General features: G+C 42.2%; 17 protein-coding genes and 1 pseudogene. 9 read left to right on the forward strand and 9 right to left on the reverse strand.

The features are described 5' to 3' along the window. Positions 1–78 precede the first annotated feature (78 nt). Positions 79–1,098 (forward strand): phenylalanine--tRNA ligase subunit alpha, encoded by a 1,020-nt coding sequence (pheS, locus tag EQY75_RS12365; RefSeq protein WP_129606312.1) that lies wholly within the window; start codon positions 79–81, stop codon positions 1,096–1,098. 2 nt (positions 1,099–1,100) lie between these two features. On the opposite strand, the gene EQY75_RS12370 is transcribed toward pheS, so the two are convergent. From EQY75_RS12370 to EQY75_RS12380, 3 genes are read right to left on the reverse strand one after another with little or no spacing between them, the layout of a single operon-like run. Continuing rightward, a complete protein-coding gene (locus EQY75_RS12370; RefSeq protein ID WP_129606314.1) occupies positions 1,101–1,607 on the reverse strand; it encodes a YciI family protein in 507 nt (168 codons plus the stop codon). Further along, positions 1,592–2,068 (reverse strand): CYTH domain-containing protein, encoded by a 477-nt coding sequence (locus EQY75_RS12375; RefSeq protein ID WP_129606316.1) that lies wholly within the window; start codon positions 2,066–2,068, stop codon positions 1,592–1,594. Before EQY75_RS12375 ends, EQY75_RS12370 begins: the two co-directional genes overlap by 16 nt. Beyond that, positions 2,061–2,729, reverse strand: a complete 669-nt coding sequence (locus EQY75_RS12380) for an NAD-dependent epimerase/dehydratase family protein (RefSeq protein ID WP_129606318.1) — start codon at positions 2,727–2,729, stop codon at positions 2,061–2,063. Before EQY75_RS12380 ends, EQY75_RS12375 begins: the two co-directional genes overlap by 8 nt. Positions 2,730–2,757: 28 nt before the next feature. Here EQY75_RS12380 and dinB point away from each other — a divergent pair, with 28 nt between their 5' ends. Further along, positions 2,758–3,855 (forward strand): DNA polymerase IV, encoded by a 1,098-nt coding sequence (dinB, locus tag EQY75_RS12385; protein ID WP_129606320.1) that lies wholly within the window; start codon positions 2,758–2,760, stop codon positions 3,853–3,855. Here the strand turns inward: dinB and pyk are convergent. The 5 genes and pseudogenes from pyk to EQY75_RS12410 all read right to left on the reverse strand — a co-directional run bounded on the left by pyk (position 3,852) and on the right by EQY75_RS12410 (position 8,197). Then, the gene (gene pyk, locus EQY75_RS12390; RefSeq protein ID WP_129606322.1) at positions 3,852–5,294 is read right to left on the reverse strand and encodes a pyruvate kinase; all 1,443 of its coding nucleotides are present in this window, start codon (positions 5,292–5,294) and stop codon (positions 3,852–3,854) included. The two genes, dinB and pyk, sit on opposite strands and share 4 nt — an antisense overlap. 4 nt (positions 5,295–5,298) lie before the next feature. Further along, positions 5,299–5,745, reverse strand: a complete 447-nt coding sequence (locus EQY75_RS12395) for an IPExxxVDY family protein (protein ID WP_129606324.1) — start codon at positions 5,743–5,745, stop codon at positions 5,299–5,301. Positions 5,746–5,858: 113 nt separating this feature from the next. Further along, entirely contained in the window at positions 5,859–6,596 is a 738-nt protein-coding gene (gene rnc, locus EQY75_RS12400) for a ribonuclease III (protein ID WP_129606326.1), read from the reverse strand. Between the two features lie 7 nt (positions 6,597–6,603). After that, positions 6,604–7,853: pseudogene (gene fabF / locus EQY75_RS12405) on the reverse strand (beta-ketoacyl-ACP synthase II). Between the two features lie 110 nt (positions 7,854–7,963). Then, positions 7,964–8,197 carry an acyl carrier protein gene (locus tag EQY75_RS12410; RefSeq protein ID WP_009778413.1) on the reverse strand — a complete coding sequence of 78 codons (234 nt, stop codon included), beginning with the start codon at positions 8,195–8,197 and terminating at the stop codon, positions 7,964–7,966. Positions 8,198–8,436: 239 nt separating this feature from the next. Here EQY75_RS12410 and purN point away from each other — a divergent pair, with 239 nt between their 5' ends. From purN to EQY75_RS12430, 4 genes are all read left to right on the forward strand, one after another. Next, on the forward strand, positions 8,437–9,006 hold the full coding sequence (gene purN, locus EQY75_RS12415) for a phosphoribosylglycinamide formyltransferase (RefSeq protein ID WP_129606328.1): 570 nt from the start codon (positions 8,437–8,439) through the stop codon (positions 9,004–9,006). Further along, complete coding sequence (locus EQY75_RS12420; protein ID WP_129606330.1) at positions 9,006–9,641, forward strand: ribonuclease H1 domain-containing protein; 636 nt, start codon at positions 9,006–9,008, stop codon at positions 9,639–9,641. The genes purN and EQY75_RS12420 overlap by 1 nt, the downstream gene beginning before the upstream one ends. 79 nt (positions 9,642–9,720) lie before the next feature. Continuing rightward, complete coding sequence (locus tag EQY75_RS12425) at positions 9,721–10,647, forward strand: PfkB family carbohydrate kinase (RefSeq protein WP_129606332.1); 927 nt, start codon at positions 9,721–9,723, stop codon at positions 10,645–10,647. 38 nt (positions 10,648–10,685) lie between these two features. Continuing rightward, positions 10,686–12,584 (forward strand): amidophosphoribosyltransferase, encoded by a 1,899-nt coding sequence (locus EQY75_RS12430; RefSeq protein ID WP_129606334.1) that lies wholly within the window; start codon positions 10,686–10,688, stop codon positions 12,582–12,584. 816 nt (positions 12,585–13,400) lie between these two features. Here the strand turns inward: EQY75_RS12430 and EQY75_RS12435 are convergent. Next, positions 13,401–14,009 carry a superoxide dismutase gene (locus tag EQY75_RS12435; RefSeq protein ID WP_129606336.1) on the reverse strand — a complete coding sequence of 203 codons (609 nt, stop codon included), beginning with the start codon at positions 14,007–14,009 and terminating at the stop codon, positions 13,401–13,403. A 95-nt stretch (positions 14,010–14,104) separates the two neighbouring features. On the opposite strand from EQY75_RS12435, the gene EQY75_RS12440 reads away from it, so the two are divergent. The 3 genes from EQY75_RS12440 to EQY75_RS12450 all read left to right on the forward strand — a co-directional run bounded on the left by EQY75_RS12440 (position 14,105) and on the right by EQY75_RS12450 (position 19,905). Next, entirely contained in the window at positions 14,105–17,239 is a 3,135-nt protein-coding gene (locus EQY75_RS12440) for a UvrD-helicase domain-containing protein (protein WP_129606338.1), read from the forward strand. 2 nt (positions 17,240–17,241) lie between these two features. Beyond that, positions 17,242–18,435: a glycine C-acetyltransferase gene (gene kbl, locus EQY75_RS12445; RefSeq protein WP_129606340.1), complete on the forward strand. Its 1,194-nt coding sequence runs from the start codon at positions 17,242–17,244 to the stop codon at positions 18,433–18,435. Between the two features lie 111 nt (positions 18,436–18,546). Then, positions 18,547–19,905, forward strand: coding sequence for an OmpA family protein (locus tag EQY75_RS12450; protein WP_129606342.1), 1,359 nt, complete (start codon positions 18,547–18,549; stop codon positions 19,903–19,905). Positions 19,906–19,930: the final 25 nt, after the last annotated feature.

Raw genomic sequence — 19,930 nt, forward strand, 5'->3', positions numbered from 1 at the left:
TCTCCTTTGTAATTGGCTATTAGAATTGCTTTTATGATAGCGGAAAACCCTTAAATTTGCGAATTATAGCCGAATACGATGATCGATACGATAAAAGAACATATAGTCCAGGTCGAAAAATTTTCAGCAACTTCTGTGCAGGAGATAGAGTCATTCCGAATTAAATATTTAGGAAAGAAAGGGCTTTTGAATGAATTTTTTAAGGAATTCAAGAATGTTCCGAATGATCAGAAAAAAGAATTTGGAAAGACCATTAATAAACTCAAAGTACTCGCTGCCGAAAAAGTGAGTACCCTCAAAGAGACATTAGAAGAAAAAGGGGATGAGAAATCTGTAAATGGTGATCTTACACGTCCCGGAGAGCCTTTGGAGCTAGGTTCAAGACATCCCATCTCCATCGTAAAGAACCAAATCATTGATATTTTCAGTCGAATAGGATTCAACGTATCAGAAGGTCCTGAAATAGAAGACGACTGGCATAATTTTACTGCTCTTAATCTGCCCGAACACCACCCGGCCAGGGATATGCAGGATACTTTTTTTATTCAGACCGATCCTGACCTGCTGCTCCGCACCCACACTTCCTCGGTTCAGGTACGATACATGGAAAATAACAAACCCCCCATAAGGACCATTTCTCCTGGGAGGGTCTATAGAAATGAAGCCATTTCGGCTCGTTCTCATTGTTTTTTCCATCAGGTAGAAGGCTTGTACATAGACAAGGATGTCTCTTTCGCAGACTTAAAACAGACGCTACAGTTCTTCACTACTGAGCTTTTCGGGAAGTCGAAAATCAGACTCAGGCCTTCCTATTTCCCCTTTACAGAACCAAGTGCTGAAGTAGATGTTTACTGGGGGTTGGAAACAGAAACAGACTACCGAATGACCAAAGGAACCGGCTGGCTAGAGATTATGGGATGCGGAATGGTTGATCCCAATGTCCTTGAGAATTGCGGGATTGATCCCAAAGAATATTCAGGCTTTGCCTTTGGGATGGGGATCGACAGAATTGCACTCCTGCTCCATCAGATTTCCGACATTCGTCTCCTCAGTGAGAACGACCTGCGTTTCCTGGAACAATTTAAAAGTGCCTTCTAACTTTATCGAAGTGGAAATCCCTTTGCAGCCCACCAAGGGTGCATCTCAATTGTAAGTCGGCCTGCCTTAACCATAGGGTCCAGGTTGGCAAGACTATCGGCCATTTCTATGTTTGGGGTGTTATAGATGGTAATCCCCCTGATCTCCCCATCGTCTCCGAAAGGCCCTGAAATATCAGCATATCCCAACTCGTACATCTTCCCAAGGTGCTCAAGGTGCAAGGTTTGTAAACTGTCTGCTTCCTTCTTATTCTGAGAGCGATTAGGTCCTCTTTTTAAAAAGGCGATATAGTACTGCTGCATCAGGACCGTATCTGCAGTTTCAGGATCAACGTAATCAAAGATCTCAAAACCTTTTTTAAGCAGGTCTGCCTTCTGTTGGGCTGCAGATATGCGGGATTCCGTGTTGTTTTCTTCCGCTTCCTGAGCTGCTTTCTTATTTGTCCGGACACAGCCTGAGGCAATAATAAAAACAAAGGTCAAAATCGATATAATTACTTTTTTCGCCATGACTGATATGGATTTATACTGAGTTGAGAATTGTAATATTTTGGATTGCCTGTAACCTCAATTCCCAACCAGGAAGGTTTAACAAAGGTTTCATTCACTTTTTGCAGTTCTATTTCAGCAATTACCAGGCCTTCATTTTCATCGTAAAACTCATCGACTTCAAACAGGTGTTTTCCGCTTTTTACAAGGTAACGCATTTTCCGGATTACTCCTTTTTCACAAATCTCCAACAGCCGGCTCGCTTCCTGATGCGGGATTTCACGTTCCCATTCAAAACGGGTAGTACCATCACTATCTGTAAGGCCTTTAACTGTGATATAGCCTTTTGTGCCGGTACGCCTGACTCTTACGGTTCTTTCGGGATCCGTATTGAGGAAGCCCTGGATGATCTCTATCTGATCATAAGCTTCTTTGCGATAAGTATCAGATTTCACCAAAAATTTCCTTTCAATCTCAAGCATTAGCCAGCTGTGTTATTTTATCCGAGGTGATTCTCTCCTGCCCATATTTGTTATTGGCCAACCAGATCATTGCCTTGGCTATATCTTTTGCCCGAACAGATCGATATTTTTTTAAGGGACCTATCAGCAATACATTTAGAATAGAGAACAATGTTTTTGCCAGCTTCTCCATTTTGCGGCTTTCCTCTCTTTCTCCAGAAATTAGTGAAGGTTGAAGGATATGGGTTTTGGGTAGTCCCAATTGCAATACAGCCTCTTCCATTTCGCCTTTTACCCTGCTGTAAAAGACCGAACTTTTAGGATTTGCACCCAAAGAGGACATAACGATAAATGTGTCAATTTTGTTTTGGACGCAGAGTTGAGCAGCATCCAGAGGGATACCTAGATCTATCTTCCTGTATTTTTCCTTATCAGGAGTCTTGGCTTTGGTAGTGCCTATACAACAGTACACCTCATCTGCCTTGAATTTGGCGGAGAATTCTGAAAGGGAGAAAAGGTCGCCCAGGTATTCCTCGTACTTGGGATGCTGAATTCCCGCGGTGGAACGGGAAAATACCACAATCCTCGTATATCTGGGGTCTTGAAGGAGTTCTTTTAGGAGTATTCCCCCGGTGAGGCCAGTTGCTCCCAGAACAATTGCCGATTTTTCGGGCTGGTCCATAAATCTAAGATATAACTTAAATTTGTTTATGCCCTACGATTTCCCCATCAGGAAAATAATCCATGTTGATATGGATGCCTTTTACGCTTCTGTAGAACAATTGGATGATCCTGAACTCTCCCGGAAGCCATTGGCAGTTGGCGGTGGATCAAAAAGAGGCGTCGTTGCTGCTGCGAGCTATGAAGCCCGAAAATATGGTGTTCGCAGCGCGATGAGTGGTGCCCTGGCAAAAAAATTGTGCCCGGAACTTATATTTGTAAAACCTCGATTTGATCGATACAAGGAAATTTCCCAACAGATCCGTTCTATTTTTTTCGAGTACACAGACCTGGTTGAGCCCTTATCACTAGACGAAGCCTATCTCGATGTTACTAATAACAAGGTGGGAAACCCTTCTGCGTCTCTCATCGCTCAGGAAATCAGGAATCGGATTTTTTCAGAACTGGGATTAAAAGCCTCAGCTGGAATATCCATTAACAAATTCATCGCAAAAGTAGCCAGTGATGTCAACAAACCTGACGGGCAAAAAACTGTAAATCCAGAGGAGGTCATCCCGTTTCTGGAGAATCTCGATATCCGTAAGTTTTACGGTGTTGGGAAGGTAACCGCTGATAAAATGTATCAGTTCGGGATTTTTACCGGACTCGATCTTAAAAGTAAAAGCCTAGAATTTCTGGAAGAGCATTTCGGCAAGAGCGGAATGTTCTACTACCAGGTAGTTCGCGGGATTCACCACAGTGAAGTAAAGTCGCACCGCATACCAAAATCACTGGGTGCCGAGCGTACTTTTGGTGAGAATCTGAGTAGTGAAGTATTTATGAAAGAAAAACTAGAGCATATTGCCGTGGAGCTCTCAAAAAGAATATCGAAATCTAAAATGGCAGGTAAAACGATCACCTTGAAAATCAAGTATAGCGATTTTACCTTGCAGACCAGGAGTAAGACCCTTCCCTATTTTGTTTCAGACAGGGAGTTGATCTTAGAATCCGCACTAGAGCTTTTATACCAGCAGCCTTTGGATAATTCAGTGCGACTGCTGGGAATATCCCTCTCCAATTTAAAGGGAGCAGGAACAAAAGTAGAAGATGAAAAAGCAGTATCTGTTCAGCTCAAATTTGAGCTTTAGAAATTACAAGATTCTATTTCGGTTACCCGTAGCGTATTCACCATTCCCTTTGCTTTAATAGGCATAGCAGCCAGGCTGATAAGCATATCTCCGGCTTCAAGAAACCCTTTCTGACAGGCAATCTTGTTTACGTCTTCAATAGTCTCATCCGTGGAAACGAATTTATCGTAATAAAAGGCTTTTACTCCCCAAAGGAGATTTAGCTGTGTCAGGATTCGTTTGTTGGAGGTAAAAACAAGAATATGGGCGCTGGGCCTCCAAGCTGAAATCTGAAAAGCAGTATATCCACTATTGGTAAGGGTTGAAATCGCTTTTGCCTTTATCTCGTTCGCCATGGTAGCAGCGTGGAAGCACACGGCTTTTGTGATGTAACGCTTTGTTCTTATATGCGGTGGTTCCTGGGGTACTTTGATAAGTTCAGAGCTTTCAACGCTTTGCAGAATACTGCACATTTTTTCAATGACCTGAACGGGATAATTCCCCACAGAGGTCTCCCCTGAAAGCATCACGGCGTCTGCGCCATCCATAACTGAGTTCGCAACATCGTTGACCTCTGCTCGTGTAGGTGTTAGACTTGTGATCATAGTTTCCATCATCTGGGTGGCAATAATCACAGGTATCCTGGCCCTTTTTGCGCGTAGAACGAGCGTCTTCTGAATAAGTGGTACTTCCTGGGCGGGCACTTCCACACCAAGGTCACCACGGGCGACCATCAAACCATCACAGTACGAAACAATTTTGTCGATATTTTCTACAGCTTCGGGCTTTTCAATTTTGGCGATGATCGGAATTTTATGCTCCGAGTGTTCTTCGATAAGATTTTGTAAATCGATCAGATCCTGGCTAAATCGCACAAAGCTGAGCGCTATCCAGTCTACATCCTGGGAAATCGCAAAGATGGCATCCTTGACATCCTTTTTAGTCAGTGCCGGTAGTGAGATATTGGTATTGGGGAGGTTAACTCCTTTTTTCGATTTTAAGGGTCCACCCTGAATTACTTTTGCCCTTACCTCATCTTTCTTATTCGTAGAAAGCACTTCAAACATCAGTTTTCCGTCATCGAGCAAGATCTTTTCCCCGGGATTAACGTCCCTGGGAAACTCGGCGTAATTCATATACACCTTTTCAGCATTCCCTTCAAAGGCTTTTCCTGTTATAAAAGTAATCTCATCTCCGGGAGCTACAACGACTTCTCCGGCCATGACCCCAACCCTGAGTTTTGGTCCTTGCAAGTCGGCCAGTATAGCCGTATAAATTCCCAACTCTTCATTGAGTTCACGAATGGTCTCAATTCGCTTTTTTACATCCTCGTAATCAGCATGCGAGAAATTGATACGGAAAACGTCTACCCCTGCAGCAATCATGTTTTTCAGCGTTTCTTTGTCGCTGGTCGCAGGGCCAAGGGTAGCTACAATCTTTGTCTTCTTCTTATTCGGCATTCCTCTAAAATATTAAATTGTGCTTCGACTTCAATTTTGTGGTCTCAATAACATAAGCGGCAATCACTTTTGGGATGGACTTAATTTTCAGAAGCAATTCAGCATCCAGTGCTTCCGGCTCTACTTTTAGAAGGAAGTTTACCTCTTTGTATTCCGGTACCAATAGATGATTCGAAAAACTCGGTTCTTCAGGGAATAGATTTCCCGATGCACTCTGATGGGTTGTGATACAGGAATTGATCAGTAAAGACCATTCTCTGTCATACATTTCATCCTTCCACTCAAAATAAGGATAAATAACCTCAGATGAAAATACCAGATCGGTCTCAGCCTTTCGCAAATGCAATCTCAGTGATTCATTCAAAGCATATGCGAGGGCATAATCTTCCAGATTAGTATAAATGCCTACCAGCGCAAACTCCTCTTCATAAGATTCTTCCAATATCTGCATGCTTGCCCATATTAAAAAGCCTAAGATGTAAATATATAATTTATAACGTTACATGCCTAGTTAGTGGGCTTCAATCGGGTATAAATGCCAACGCAAACCTTTGCGTAAACCGATCAGGAGTTCTCTATTTTGTGTTGCAAAGCAAAAAATGCTCGTTTTGAGGCTTTTTCCTCCGCCTTTTTTTTGGAAGTAGCCCGAGCTTTTGCTACTAGTTTCCCATTGATACTGAATTTTACGGCAAAGTGTTTAAGAGGATCTTTCCCATCGTCTTCGTAGACATTATATTTGAATTCCTTTTTTTGTTTCTGACACCATTCGATGAGTAAGCTCTTGTAACTGATCACTTTCCCTTCCAATTGTTCAATGTCTACATAGGGTTCTATAACTCTTTCCTGAATAAATTTTTCGCAATACTTATATCCCCTGTCCAGGTAAATAGCCCCAACCAGGGCCTCAAATACATTTCCATGGATATTGTCGCCAAAATGCGATTTGGGAATCTTGCTCTCCACATAGTAAATAAGGTCGAGGTCTTTTCCCAATTCATTGAGGTGTTTTCTGCTCACGATCTTTGATCTCATCTTGGTTAGGTAGCCCTCATCTCCGCCTGGCACTTCATTGTAAAGGTGTTTTGAGATGATCGTCCCCAGCATTGCGTCTCCCAGAAATTCGAGACGCTCATAATTCATGGGGTTTCCTTTTTTATCCCTCTGATTGGCAGAGCGATGGAGAAAAGCTTTTTTATAAATCTTGAGATCTTTTGGTTTAAAGCCCAGTATCCTGGTCATCCCTAAAAAAAAATCCCCATCCTTATTGGAATGGGAATTGAAAATATTTGAGGGAAAATTCATTCGGTCTTTAGCTTATTTTTTTAAAGATTACACAAGCGTTGTGACCGCCAAATCCAAAGGTATTACTCATGGCTACAGATACGTCTCTTGGCTGGGCCTTGTTGAGTGTAAGATTTAATTTCGGATCGATATTCTCGTCAACGGTAGAGTGATTTATCGTGGGTGGCACCAGACTGTGCTTCATGGCTAAAATCGATGCAATGGCTTCGATAGCCCCTGCGGCACCTAACAGATGCCCTGTCATTGACTTTGTAGAATTAATATTAATGTTTGGAGCGTGCTCACCAAACACCTGAGAAATAGCCTTTAATTCGGCTACATCACCCAGGGGTGTTGAGGTACCATGGGTATTAATGGCATCTACATCTTCCGGTTTCATACCTGCATCACGCAGGCAATTCTCCATTACCTTTACTACACCTATTCCGTCCGGATGAGGGGCAGTCATATGATAAGCGTCACTAGACATTCCCCCACCTGCTACTTCTGCATAGATCTTTGCTCCCCTTGCTTTTGCGTGTTCGTATTCCTCGAGAATAAGGGCACCGGCACCTTCTCCCAATACAAAGCCATCTCTTGTAGCATCAAAGGGTCTCGAAGCCGTTTCGGGGCTGTCATTTCTTGTTGAAAGGGCATGCATGGCATTAAATCCACCCATTCCCGCCATGGTTACTGCGGCTTCACTTCCTCCGGTAACCACCACATCGCAATTGCCGAGCCTGATGTAGTTTAAGGCGTCAATCATAGCGTTGGCAGAGGAGGCACAGGCCGATACCGTAGTGTAATTTGGCCCCATAAATCCGTGCTTTATTGAGATATTTCCAGGGCTATATCTGCAATCATCTTTGGTATAAAGAAGGGGTTAAACCTCGGTGTCCCATCGCCTTTGGCAAAGTCCATTACCTCATTCTGGAAAGTTTCAAGTCCTCCTATTCCAGCTCCCCAGATGACACCTACCCTGAATTTATCGATCTTATTGAGGTCGAGTCCGGAATCTAAAATAGCCTCATCGGATGAGACAAGGGCATATTGAGCAAAACGGTCTAATTTTCTGGCTTCTTTCCGGTCAAAGTAATTCTGAGCATCGAAATCCTTGATCTCACAAGCGAATTTTGTCTTGAATTTTTCGGTATCGTAATACGTGATAGGGGCAGAGCCACTCTTCCCCGATTTAAGTCCTTCCCAATATTGATCTAAGGTATTCCCAATAGGTGTCAAGGCACCTAGTCCGGTAACAACTACTCTTTTTAACTCCATGGAACCAATTTTTGTTTCAGATGTACGTATACCGTGTGAAATTTAAAAAAAATATCCATGCAGCGTGATGACCACATGGATAATTTACATCATGTTCCTGATATCATTACTTATTTGGCCTCTTCAATATAGCTGATAGCCTGGCCGACGGTTGCAATATTTTCTGCTTGATCATCCGGAATCTGGATATCAAACTCCTTTTCAAATTCCATTATCAACTCAACAGTATCCAAGGAATCTGCCCCCAGATCGTTGGTGAAGCTAGCTTCTGCCACTACTTCGTTTTCATCCACCCCTAACTTATCAACGATGATTGCCTTAACTCTTGATGCAATGTCTGACATAATTTTTTTGGTTTTAATTTTTAATTGTTGGCAAAAATAAAAAACTTTGGTGGAAATACACCATTCAACGCCAATTTGTCGGGTAATTTAAGAAAATTAATGGCAAGTATATTACTTTAGCATCAGAAATTTCGGGGACTTGATTGGTCTCCCACCATTAATGAAGGCAATGCCTGTCCTTTCATCATCTTTACAAACAAGGGCAGGAGAATCGCACTCGTTCCATCGCAGATCACTATATGAAGCACATCATCTTATTTGCCTCGGGTTCTGGCACCAATGTCGAAAACATTGTTAAGTATTTCGAAGGCCATAGCGCGATCGCGGTTTCCTGTGTTTTTACCAACAAGCGAGATGCTTTTGTTATCGATCGATGTAATGCCATGGGTGTACCGGCATTCTCCTTTAATGGGCCTGCTTTTAAAAATGGTTCCATACTATTACAGATTCTCAAAAACCTTAAGCCCGATCTTATAGTCCTGGCCGGATTTCTAAGGAAAATCCCTTCAGAAATGGTCGCTGACTTTCCCGAAAAAATCATTAATATCCATCCGGCACTACTTCCTAAATACGGCGGAAAAGGCATGTACGGGAAACACGTGCACCGGGAAGTAAAGGCGAATAAAGAAAAAGAATCGGGGATCACTGTACATTACGTAAATGACCATTATGACGAAGGTGCGATTATTGAACAGCGTAGCGTGAGTATTGCTTCTTCAGATTCAGAAGATGAGATTGCCAGAAAAGTTCAAGAACTGGAACACCTTCATTATCCCCGAATAATTGAGGCCGTTTTAACCGAAAACTAATGGCTAAAAAAAGCAAGTTTTACGTGGTTTGGAAGGGTAAGGTTCCCGGGGTTTATGAGACTTGGGAGGATTGCAAAAAACAGATTTCAGGAACAAAAGGAGCACAATACATGTCCTTTCCAACGTTGGAGGAGGCGAGAAAGGCATATAATAGCTCTTACGCTCTCTATAAAGGTAAAAAGAAGAAAGAACCGGGTTTATCTGCTGCAGAATTATTAAAAATAGGAGACCCAAACATGCATTCCATCTCTGTGGATGCGGCTTCGAGCGGGAATCCCGGTGTAATGGAATACCGGGGTGTAGACACCAGCACAAAAAAGCAGTTGTTTAAGCAGGGACCCTTCCCTGAAGGGACAAACAATATCGGAGAATTTCTGGCCATCGTTCACGGTCTGGCCTTTTTAAAAGAAAGAAATTCAGACCGTGTCCTGTATTCAGATTCAAGAACAGCTATGAGCTGGGTAAGGAAAAAGAAATGCAATACAAAGCTTCAGCCCAATGCTAAAAACAGAGAATTATTCGATCTCGTAGAACGCGCCGTAAAATGGTTGGAGAAAAATTCCTACAAAACACCTGTTGTAAAGTGGGAAACTGCTGCCTGGGGAGAAATACCTGCCGATTTTGGCCGAAAATAAATCCATTTGATTTTCGATTTCACTGGGGTTTCAGAGCAATAACAAAAGCGTATATTTGCATCGAATTTGAACGGTATTTATGGGTAAGCTTTTAATTTTAGGAACGGTTGCCTTTGATGCAATTGAAACCCCTTTCGGGAAAACCGATAAAATTTTGGGGGGTGCGGCTACTTTTATCGGCCTGGCTGCAGCGCAATTTAAGGCCAAATCGGCGATTGTATCTATTGTAGGGGACGACTTCCCGCAGGAATACCTGGACTTACTAAAAAATAAGGGGATAGATATATCCGGAATTGAGATCGTTAAAAATGGCAAGACCTTCTTCTGGAGTGGTAAATACCGCAATGATCTCAACAGCAGGGATACTCTGGCTACCGAGCTCAATGTACTTGCCGATTTCAAGCCTGTTGTCCCTCCTGAATTCAAAGACGCCGACGTACTTATGCTGGGAAACCTTCATCCTTCAGTACAATTGAGTGCGATTGAGCAGATGCAGACAGAACCCAAATTGATCGTTCTGGATACTATGAATTTCTGGATGAATAATACCCTGAGTGAGTTGATGCAGGTGATCAGCAAGACCGATGTTATCACCATCAATGACGAGGAAGCACGGCAACTATCAAATGAATTCTCCCTGGTTAAGGCCGCACAGAAAATCCATGAAATGGGCCCAAAATATGTGGTTATTAAAAAAGGAGAGAATGGGGCATTGCTCTTCCACAACGGCGAAGTATTTTTTGCACCGGCTTTACCGCTGGAAGAAGTATTCGACCCTACAGGAGCAGGGGATACTTTTGCAGGAGGCTTTACGGGCTACCTGGCTGAGACTGAAAATGTCTCTTTCAACAACCTTAGGAATGCAGTAATACAAGGGGCAAATCTTGCTTCATTTTGCGTGGAAAAGTTTGGAACAGAACGTATGCAAGACCTTTCAAAAGAAGAGGTAGATCGAAGGTTAAATCAATTTAAACAGTTAACCCAATTTGATATTGAGTTGAGATAATGCCCTGCCTACCCGGGGCTTTTTTTATGAGATGAATTATGAGTGACGCCATTAAACACGAGTGTGGTATTTCCCTGATCAGACTATTAAAACCCCTCGATTACTACAAGAAAAAGTACGGGTCTGCTTTTTACGGGGTTAATAAAATGTACCTCATGATGGAAAAGCAGCACAACCGCGGACAGGACGGGGCTGGTTTTGCCAGTATAAAGCTCGATGTTCAACCCGGCCAGCGGTATATGAGTCGAGTCAGGTCGGTACAATCACAACCCATCCAGGATATTTTTGCGCAGATCACAGATCGAATCAACAGAGCTTTTGAAGAAAACCCTGAATACATTGATGACACGGAGGCGCAAAAGAACTACATCCCGTATATAGGTGAAGTTCTGCTAGGGCATGTTCGTTACGGCACCTTTGGAAAAAACAGCATAGAGAATGTGCATCCTTTTCTTCGCCAGAACAACTGGATGCATCGGAACCTCATTGTGGCAGGTAATTTTAACATGACCAATGTAAACGAGTTATTTGACAATCTGGTTCAACTGGGTCAGCATCCCAAAGAGATGGCTGACACGGTAACGGTGATGGAAAAGATCGGGCATTTTTTGGATGATGCCGTTGCCAAACTCTATAAACAGATTAAAAAAGAAGGGTATAATAAAATGGAGGCATCGCCTTTGATTGCGGAGCGACTCAATCTGGGGAAAATTCTAAAAAAAGCAGCCAAGAATTGGGATGGGGGTTACGCTATGGCCGGACTGCTGGGCCACGGTGATTCATTTGTACTTAGGGATCCTTCAGGCATAAGACCGGCTTATTTCTATAAAGACGAAGAGGTCGTTGTAGTTGCCTCAGAACGGGCGGCAATTCAAACGGTCTTTAATGTTAAATACGAGAACGTACAGGAATTAAAACCTGCCCACGCTATTATCATTAAGAAGAATGGCGCTGTTGGGATTAAAAAAATAATGGAGCCATTGGAGCGAAAGGCCTGCTCTTTTGAACGTATTTATTTCTCAAGGGGTAGTGACAAAGAGATCTATCAGGAACGTAAAGAACTCGGAAAACTGATCTTTCCCAAAATCCTGGGCGCTATAAATAACGACATAAAAAATACGGTCTTCTCTTATATTCCAAATACGGCCGAAACCTCATTTTTGGGAATGGTAAAAGAGGCTCAGAACTATCTGAACAAAAAAAAGGAAGAACAAATTCTCGAAATTGGTTCGAGCATCTCGAGTGAAGAATTGCATCAGATCCTTGAAATCAGACCCAGAATTGAAAAAGTGGCGATTAAAGATGCCAAGTTAAGGACTTTTATAACTCAGGACAGCAGTAGGGACGATCTGGTAGCCCATGTTTATGATATTACCTATGGCTCGGTGAACAAAAATGATAACCTTGTTATAATTGACGACAGTATAGTAAGGGGAACGACTTTAAAAAACAGTATCCTCGGTATTCTTGACAGGTTGTCTCCCAAGAAAATTATCGTGGTTTCTTCAGCTCCACAAATACGCTATCCTGATTGTTATGGGATTGACATGGCGAAACTCGAAGATTTTATCGCCTTTAAGGCTGCCCTGGAATTGCACAAGGAACACAATAGCCTGTCCCTTGTAGATGAGATCTACAAAAAGTGCAAGGCTCAATTCCATAAGAACGACAAGGAGATCATCAATTATGTCAAAGAATTTTACTCTCCTTTTACAGCCGATCAGATATCAGACAAAATAGGAGAATTATTATCCCCTAAAGAGATCAGGGCTGAAGTGAAAATAATTTATCAAACCATAGAGAATCTTCACCAGGCATGTCCTGATAATTTGGGCGATTGGTATTTTACAGGTAACTACCCAACAGCAGGAGGAAACAAAGTAGTAAATAAGGCCTTTATCAATTTTTACGAAGGCAAAAATGAGAGGGCGTACTAGCCATTACATTAGATAAAATACACAATTAAGTGCATTTCATCGATAATATGTGCATTTAATCGCCTTTATCGTCTTTCAGCATCAAACGAAGTTACATTAGACTTGCCATAGCATAAGTAGGTTAAGTTCATGGTAAGATTTGGGGCAAAAAAGGTGGAGACTTCTCCACCTTTTTTATTTGGTATACTACTCCTAAAAGGGTGACTCACAGGACTTTTAATTCAAAGCGATAAAGGATCTCTCTTGATCAACCGGCTATCTGCCGAAATAGATAGTCAAGATAAGGTTCATCATTTTTATATTGCTCTGCAAGAGTTTCCCGAACAAAGAATGTAAGATCATATTTGTAGTCCAATTCCTAACCGTATTCTCTACTCCTGCACACAAACGGTATTTCAACCAATTAAAAAGACGTTTATCCAAAACCTTTTTCTTAGGCAACCGCTTCCTTTACATTTGAAGAACCATAGCATAAGTAGGTTAAGTTCATGGTAAGATTTGGGGAAAAAAGGCAGGATTCGTCCTGCCTTTTTTATTTCTGATAATCAAAGATTTACCTTCTTTTGCCATTTTTTATCCGCCATGTCAGTTTATTCTGTCTCACAGTCTTGTCCAAAATTTCTTTAATTTTCTTTGTTATTTCTCACAATACCAGTAATTTAGTGGTGCCATAGCATAAGTAGGTTAAGTTTATGGTAAGATTTGGGACGAAAAGGGTGGAGGCTTCTCCGCCCTTTTCTATGATCAGCATTCATCTCCAAACAAAAAAATCCGCAACTTAAAAGCTGCGGATTTTCTTTTTCTTTCTGTAATTATCTATTTGTGCGCCTGGTAATTTTCAGCGACCTTATTCCAATTGATTACCTGGAAAAAAGCGTTGATATAGTCGGGTCGTCTGTTCTGATAATTCAGATAGTAAGCGTGTTCCCAAACGTCTAATCCAAGGATGGGAGTACCTCCGCAACCCGTGTTGGGCATAATTGGGTTATCCTGATTAGGGGTAGAACAGATCTCGACCTTGCCGCCTTTATGCACACAGAGCCAGGCCCAGCCTGAGCCAAATTGGCTACCTGCTGCTGAACTGAATTTATCTTTGAACCCATCAAACGAACCGAATGCATCGTTTATAGCCTTCGCCAGCTCACCCGAAGGATTTCCTCCGGCATCCGGGCCCATAATCTCCCAGAAGAGGGAGTGATTGTAATATCCTCCACCGTTGTTCCGCACGGCTTTATTGCTCATGTCAAGTCCTTTAAGGATCTCGGTAATCCCTTTTCCCTCAAGCGGAGTTCCTTCAATAGCTGCGTTGAGTTTAGAAGTATATCCGTTATGGTGTTTCGTATGATGTATTTCCATGGTCCTCGCATCGATACTAGGCTCAAGAGCGTCGTATGCATAGGGTAATCTTGGTAGTTCAAATGCCATTTTAGTTGTAGTTAATTGTTAATATTCAGTGATCCCCAAATTTAGCGATTTTAACAATTATATTCCGCTAATTATATGTTAAGAACTCTTGCGGTTTGCTTAATTTGCAAGGAAAATATATACCTCTGCACCCTTATCAGATTTACGATGCCTCAGCCGGATCGGGTAAAACGTTTACCCTGGTCAAAGAATATCTGAAATTGATTCTTATTCGGGAAGGACATCAGGATTTTAGGAAAATCCTTGCAATCACCTTTACCAATAAGGCGGTAAACGAAATGAAGCAACGAATTCTTTCCAGCTTATTACTCTTTGCGTCCAATGAAGAAGAAGAACAAAACGATCTCTTTCAGCAATTAGTTGAGGAACTTGAGATCGATCCCAAATCACTGAGGTTCAGAGCTAAACAGGTGCTAAAAGCAATTCTGCATAATTACGCCTTCTTTGACATCTCAACGATTGATAAATTCAACCATCGCCTGCTCAAGACCTTTGCCAGGGATTTGAAGTTGCCCCAGACCTTTGAAGTTGTATTAGATACGGATCTTTTACTGTCGGAAGGGATAGACCGCCTATTGGGGAATGCAAAGACAAATGATCAACTCACTAATCTTCTCATTGCCTTTGCCATGCAAAAAGTTGACGATAGTAAGAGTTGGGACATCAGCTTTGATCTTACCAAAGTGGGAAAAATGCTTTTTAATGAAAATCACCTTGCCTATCTGGAAGATCTGAAAGTAAAAGAACTTAAAACCTTTCTTCTCCTTCAGAGAGACCTCAGACATCTCCTGGAGATGTACCCGGATAAGATGAGGGCGACAGCCGGCAACATTCTATCCCTGATAGATGAAGCAGGTCTGGAAGAAGGTGATTTCAACCGAGGTTCTTTTCCAAAGTTCATTCAAAAGGCATATCAGGATCCTGAAACACTCGATTTTTCATCGGGCTGGAAACAAAATTTTGGTTCGGAATCGCTCTATCCCAAAAAAACGGCTGATGACAAGAAACAGGCCATTGATCGTCTTATGCCGAGGTTTACAGAGCTCTGGGAGCAACTTAAAGCCGACTTTGGCCGATACAGTTTTTTAAAAAATGTCTATAATAATCTGGTACCCCTGACGCTGCTTAATGCCCTTCAAAAAGAAATTGACATACTGCTGGAAGAGCGGGAACAATTACCCATATCCGCATTTAATACCCTTATAGGAGAGCAAATCAGGGATCAGCCAACCCCTTTTATTTACGAGCGACTAGGCGAGAAATATCGCCATTATTTTATTGATGAATTCCAGGATACCTCATTAAAACAATGGCACAACCTTGTTCCCCTTATCTCCCACGCCCTGCAAGGCGAAGACCTGCAGGGGAACAGAGGTAGTCTATTCCTGGTTGGGGACGCAAAACAAGCTATCTACCGCTGGAGGGGCGGCAGGTCTGAGTTGTTCCTGAATCTTATTCATAAGGATGATACCCTTTTTGGGATCTCGCCCAAAACAGCATCGCTGAAAACGAATTTCAGGAGTTATGAAGAAATCGTTTCGTTTAACAATGGGTTTTTCACTTCAGTGGTTCCTTATTTGAATAATGAACTCTACAGAACACTGTTCCTTGAAGGAAATAAACAACAACATACTGCCAAAGAAGGAGGAGTGGTAAGTCTGCGCTTCATAAGTGACCAGGAAGAAGACAAAACGCTTGCTTATTGTTCCCAGGTGTACAAATGCATCGCAGACCTGCGTGCAAAAGACGTCCCCTACGGAGAAATTTGTGTTTTATTCAGATCCAATAAGCAAGGGGTACATCTGGCCGAGCACCTAATTAAAAATCAGATACCAATCATCTCGTCGGATGCCTTGCTTCTCGAAAGCAATCAGGAGGTTAGATTCCTGATCAACCTGCTGAAATATTCAAGTCGGACTTCAGATCTCAACATTCAGTTCGATCTACTCTTTCACCTGAGTCCGGAAAAGGGCAGGCATCAATTCATATCCAATCATCTTGGAAAACTTCCTGCATTTTTTAATGCCAAATATCAATTCAGTCTGTCCGATTTTAACCAAAGGTCTGTCTATGACGCCCTCGAATACGCTATTGAACGCTTTCACCTTGTGGGAAATTCACATGCCTATATCAGCAGCTTGCTCGATGAAGTTCTTGAAGTAGAATTGCAGCGCGATTCGGGATTCAGTTCTTTTCTTTCTGTTTGGGAAAAGAATAAAAGCAAATGGAGCATCCCGGCCCCGGAAAATATGGATGCTGTTCAACTAATGACCATTCACAAAGCGAAGGGCCTCGAGTTTCCCTTTGTTATATTTCCCTTTGCCGACTCAAATATATATGAAGACAGAGGCACAAATCTATGGGTGCCCGCACTTGACGAAGCCCTAAAGGGGTTCGATCACATTCTCGTCAGGAAAAGGAAAGATATGACGCTTTACAATGAAGAGTCTGAAATTATTTACGAAGAAGAACTTCATAAAATGGAACTTGATGCCTTCAACATTTTATATGTTGCCTTAACCAGGGGAATACAAGGCGTGTATATTATCTCAGAAATGGCCCTCAACAAAAAAGGAGAAAGCAAGTCGACTCATTATTCCGGACTCTTTATCAATTACCTCAGGGATTTGGGGATTTGGGATGCAGCTAAATACCAATACGATTTTGGGGAACTGATATATGGCAAGTCGAATTGCGCTCTTACTTTCAAAGAAGAAGATATACCTTATATATATACTACCAAATTTGAAGGTAAATTGGAAATCAGTACGAGTGCTGGGGAGTTATGGGGATCGTCCAGAGAGCTGGCCATTTCACAGGGCAATTTGCTACATTACGGAATGAGTACTATTGAAACGTTAGAAGACATTGACGCCGCAGTGGCAAATTTGATAAATAATGGAGCTATTGTGGCAAGTGAAAGCAATAGTTATAGGGAGTTGTTCAGCAGTATTGTACATCACCCCTTGTTGTCCCGTTTTTTCAGTGCAGGGAATAAAGTTAAAAATGAAAAATCCGTATTTGCAGAAAATGGGGTAATTTTGCGCCCGGACAGGATGGTCTTTAATGAAAACAAAGTGTCCATTTTAGACTATAAGACAGGAGATCAGAAAACTTCTCATGTCAACCAGCTGAACTCTTATGGCGATGTGCTGAATTCCATGGGATATACGGTTGAACACAAAGTCCTGATTTACGTAGAAGATCATATTAAACCTATATTCATATAAATATGTATAGCAGCATTCAGAAATATCTAAAGGAAGAACTAGAAGCGATAGAGGAAGCAGGCCTTTATAAGAAAGAACGAATAATTACTTCGCCCCAGGATGCGGTGATAAGGATCTCCACCGGACAGGATGTGATTAATTTTTGTTCTAACAATTACCTGGGCCTTTCGTCCCATCCCGAAGTGGTCAAGGCAGCAAAGGACGCCCTGGACAGTCACGGATTTGGTATGTCGTCGGTGAGGTTTATTTGCGGGACCCAGGATATCCACAAAGAACTTGAAGCCAGGATTGCCAATTATTACGGAACCGAAGATACCATTCTTTATGCCGCATGCTTCGACGCCAATGGCGGAATTTTTGAACCTTTGCTTTCGGAGAAGGACGCTATAATTTCTGATTCCTTAAATCATGCTTCTATTATAGACGGGGTGCGTTTGTGCAAAGCAAAGCGATACCGATATGCCAACAGCGACATGGCAGATCTGGAAGCGCAACTCAAACAGGCCAATGAAGATCAGGCGCGATTTAAATTGATCGTGACGGATGGGGTCTTTTCAATGGACGGACTCTTAGCTCCTCTTGATAAAATCTGTGATCTTGCCGAGGCCTATGACGCTATGGTCATGATAGATGAGTGCCATGCCACCGGGTTCATAGGAACCACCGGAAGAGGTACTCTGGAAGAAAAAGGGGTAATGGATCGTATCGATATCATTACTGGAACACTTGGAAAAGCTCTTGGCGGAGCCATGGGCGGGTATACAACCGGTAAGAAGGAGATCATCGATCTTCTGAGACAACGATCGAGGCCTTATCTTTTTAGTAACTCTCTTGCCCCCTCTATTGTAGGAGCCAGTATAAAGGTATTTGACCTCCTCGAAAAGAGTACAGATCTCCGGGATCAATTGGAAAGCAACACCAAGTATTTTAAAAAGGGGATGAAAGATGCAGGATTTGATATTATCGATGGAGATTCTGCCATTGTCCCTGTGATGCTCTACGATGCAAAATTGTCTCAGCAAATGGCAGATATGTTATTAAAAGAGGGAATCTACGTGATCGGCTTCTTTTATCCTGTGGTTCCCAAAGGAAAAGCACGTATAAGAGTTCAGCTGTCTGCAGCGCATACAAGAGCCCATTTAGATACAGCGATTAAGGCCTTTACAAAGGTGGCAAAAGAGCTCAAAATACTCTAAAACGTACTGTTTTCAGGGGAATACAGTAAAAAAAAAAGAAATTGATTTTGTTAATAATTCTTAACAACTTACATTTGCAGCTAATAAACACTTAAACTTAAAAATTTGAACATGAAACAGCTTAGCAGATTATTGGTTGTTAGCCTACTCCTTATAGGGTTTAACAACGTTCAAGCGCAGGATGAGAATAATCCGTGGCAAGTTAGCTTTGGTGTAAACGCGATAGATGTTTATCCTACTAATGACCAAGACGCCGCTTACCCAACAGGTACTTTATTCAGTGAGTACTTTAATGTTAACGATCACTGGAACATTTTGCCTTCTATCTCTTATGTATCTGTATCCAAGTATGTTGGTGACGGATTCTCTGTAGGAGCAAGAGGTAGTTTGAACCGTATCTCTAAATTGGGTGACGCTTCAGCCGACGACCTTTCTCATTACGCTGTGGATGGTACCATTAAATATAATATCCTAAAAGACAAAAAAATCATCCCTTTCCTAGAAATAGGAGGTGGTTACACTTGGGTAGATGAAATTGGATTCGGAACTGCCAATGCAGGTATTGGTGCAAGCTACTGGTTCAATGACAATATTGGCTTTACCTTACAGACGGGATACAAGCACGCTTTTGAAGATTATGGTGTGAAGCACTTCCAGCACACAGCTGGTATTTCTATCAAATTCGGTGGAACTGACACTGACGGTGACGGGATCTACGACAAAGACGATGCTTGTCCGGAAGTTGCTGGTTTAGCTGCATTCAACGGATGTCCTGATTCTGACGGAGATGGTATCGAAGACGGAAAAGACAGCTGTCCTAACGAAGCTGGTTCTAAAGAATTAAACGGTTGTCCTGATGCTGACGGTGACGGGATCGCTGATAAAGATGATGCTTGCCCGAACGAAGCTGGTCTTGCCGCTCTTGCTGGTTGCCCAGACGCTGACGGTGACGGTGTAGCTGATAAAGATGATGCATGTCCTAGCGAAGCTGGTCCTGCTGAAAACAAAGGATGCCCATGGCCTGATACTGACGGTGACGGTGTATTAGACAAAGATGATCAGTGCCCAGATGTTGCTGGAACTGTTGCAAACAAAGGTTGTCCTGAAGTAACTGCAGAAGTTCAGAAGCAATTGAACGACTATGCCAGAACAATCTTGTTCGACACAGGTAGAGCATCGCTTAAAACAGAATCAGTTTCTGTATTCGTAGACATTATCAAAATCCTTAATGAATACCCGAACGCTAAGTTTACGGTTGAAGGTCATACTGATAGCGTTGGTAGTGAAAAACTTAATCAGTCTCTATCTGAGAAAAGAGCAAACTCTGTACGTGATTTCCTCGTAAAAGAAGGAATTGGAGCAGACAGGTTAACTGCCATCGGATACGGTGAAGCTAAGCCTATTGCTTCTAATAACACAAGAGCAGGAAGAGCTCAGAACAGAAGAGTTGAGATCAACCTGATCAAATAAAGTAAACCTTTATAACATCATATAA

Source organism: Muriicola soli (assembly GCF_004139715.1).
Taxonomy (GTDB): Bacteria; Bacteroidota; Bacteroidia; order Flavobacteriales; family Flavobacteriaceae; genus Muriicola; species Muriicola soli.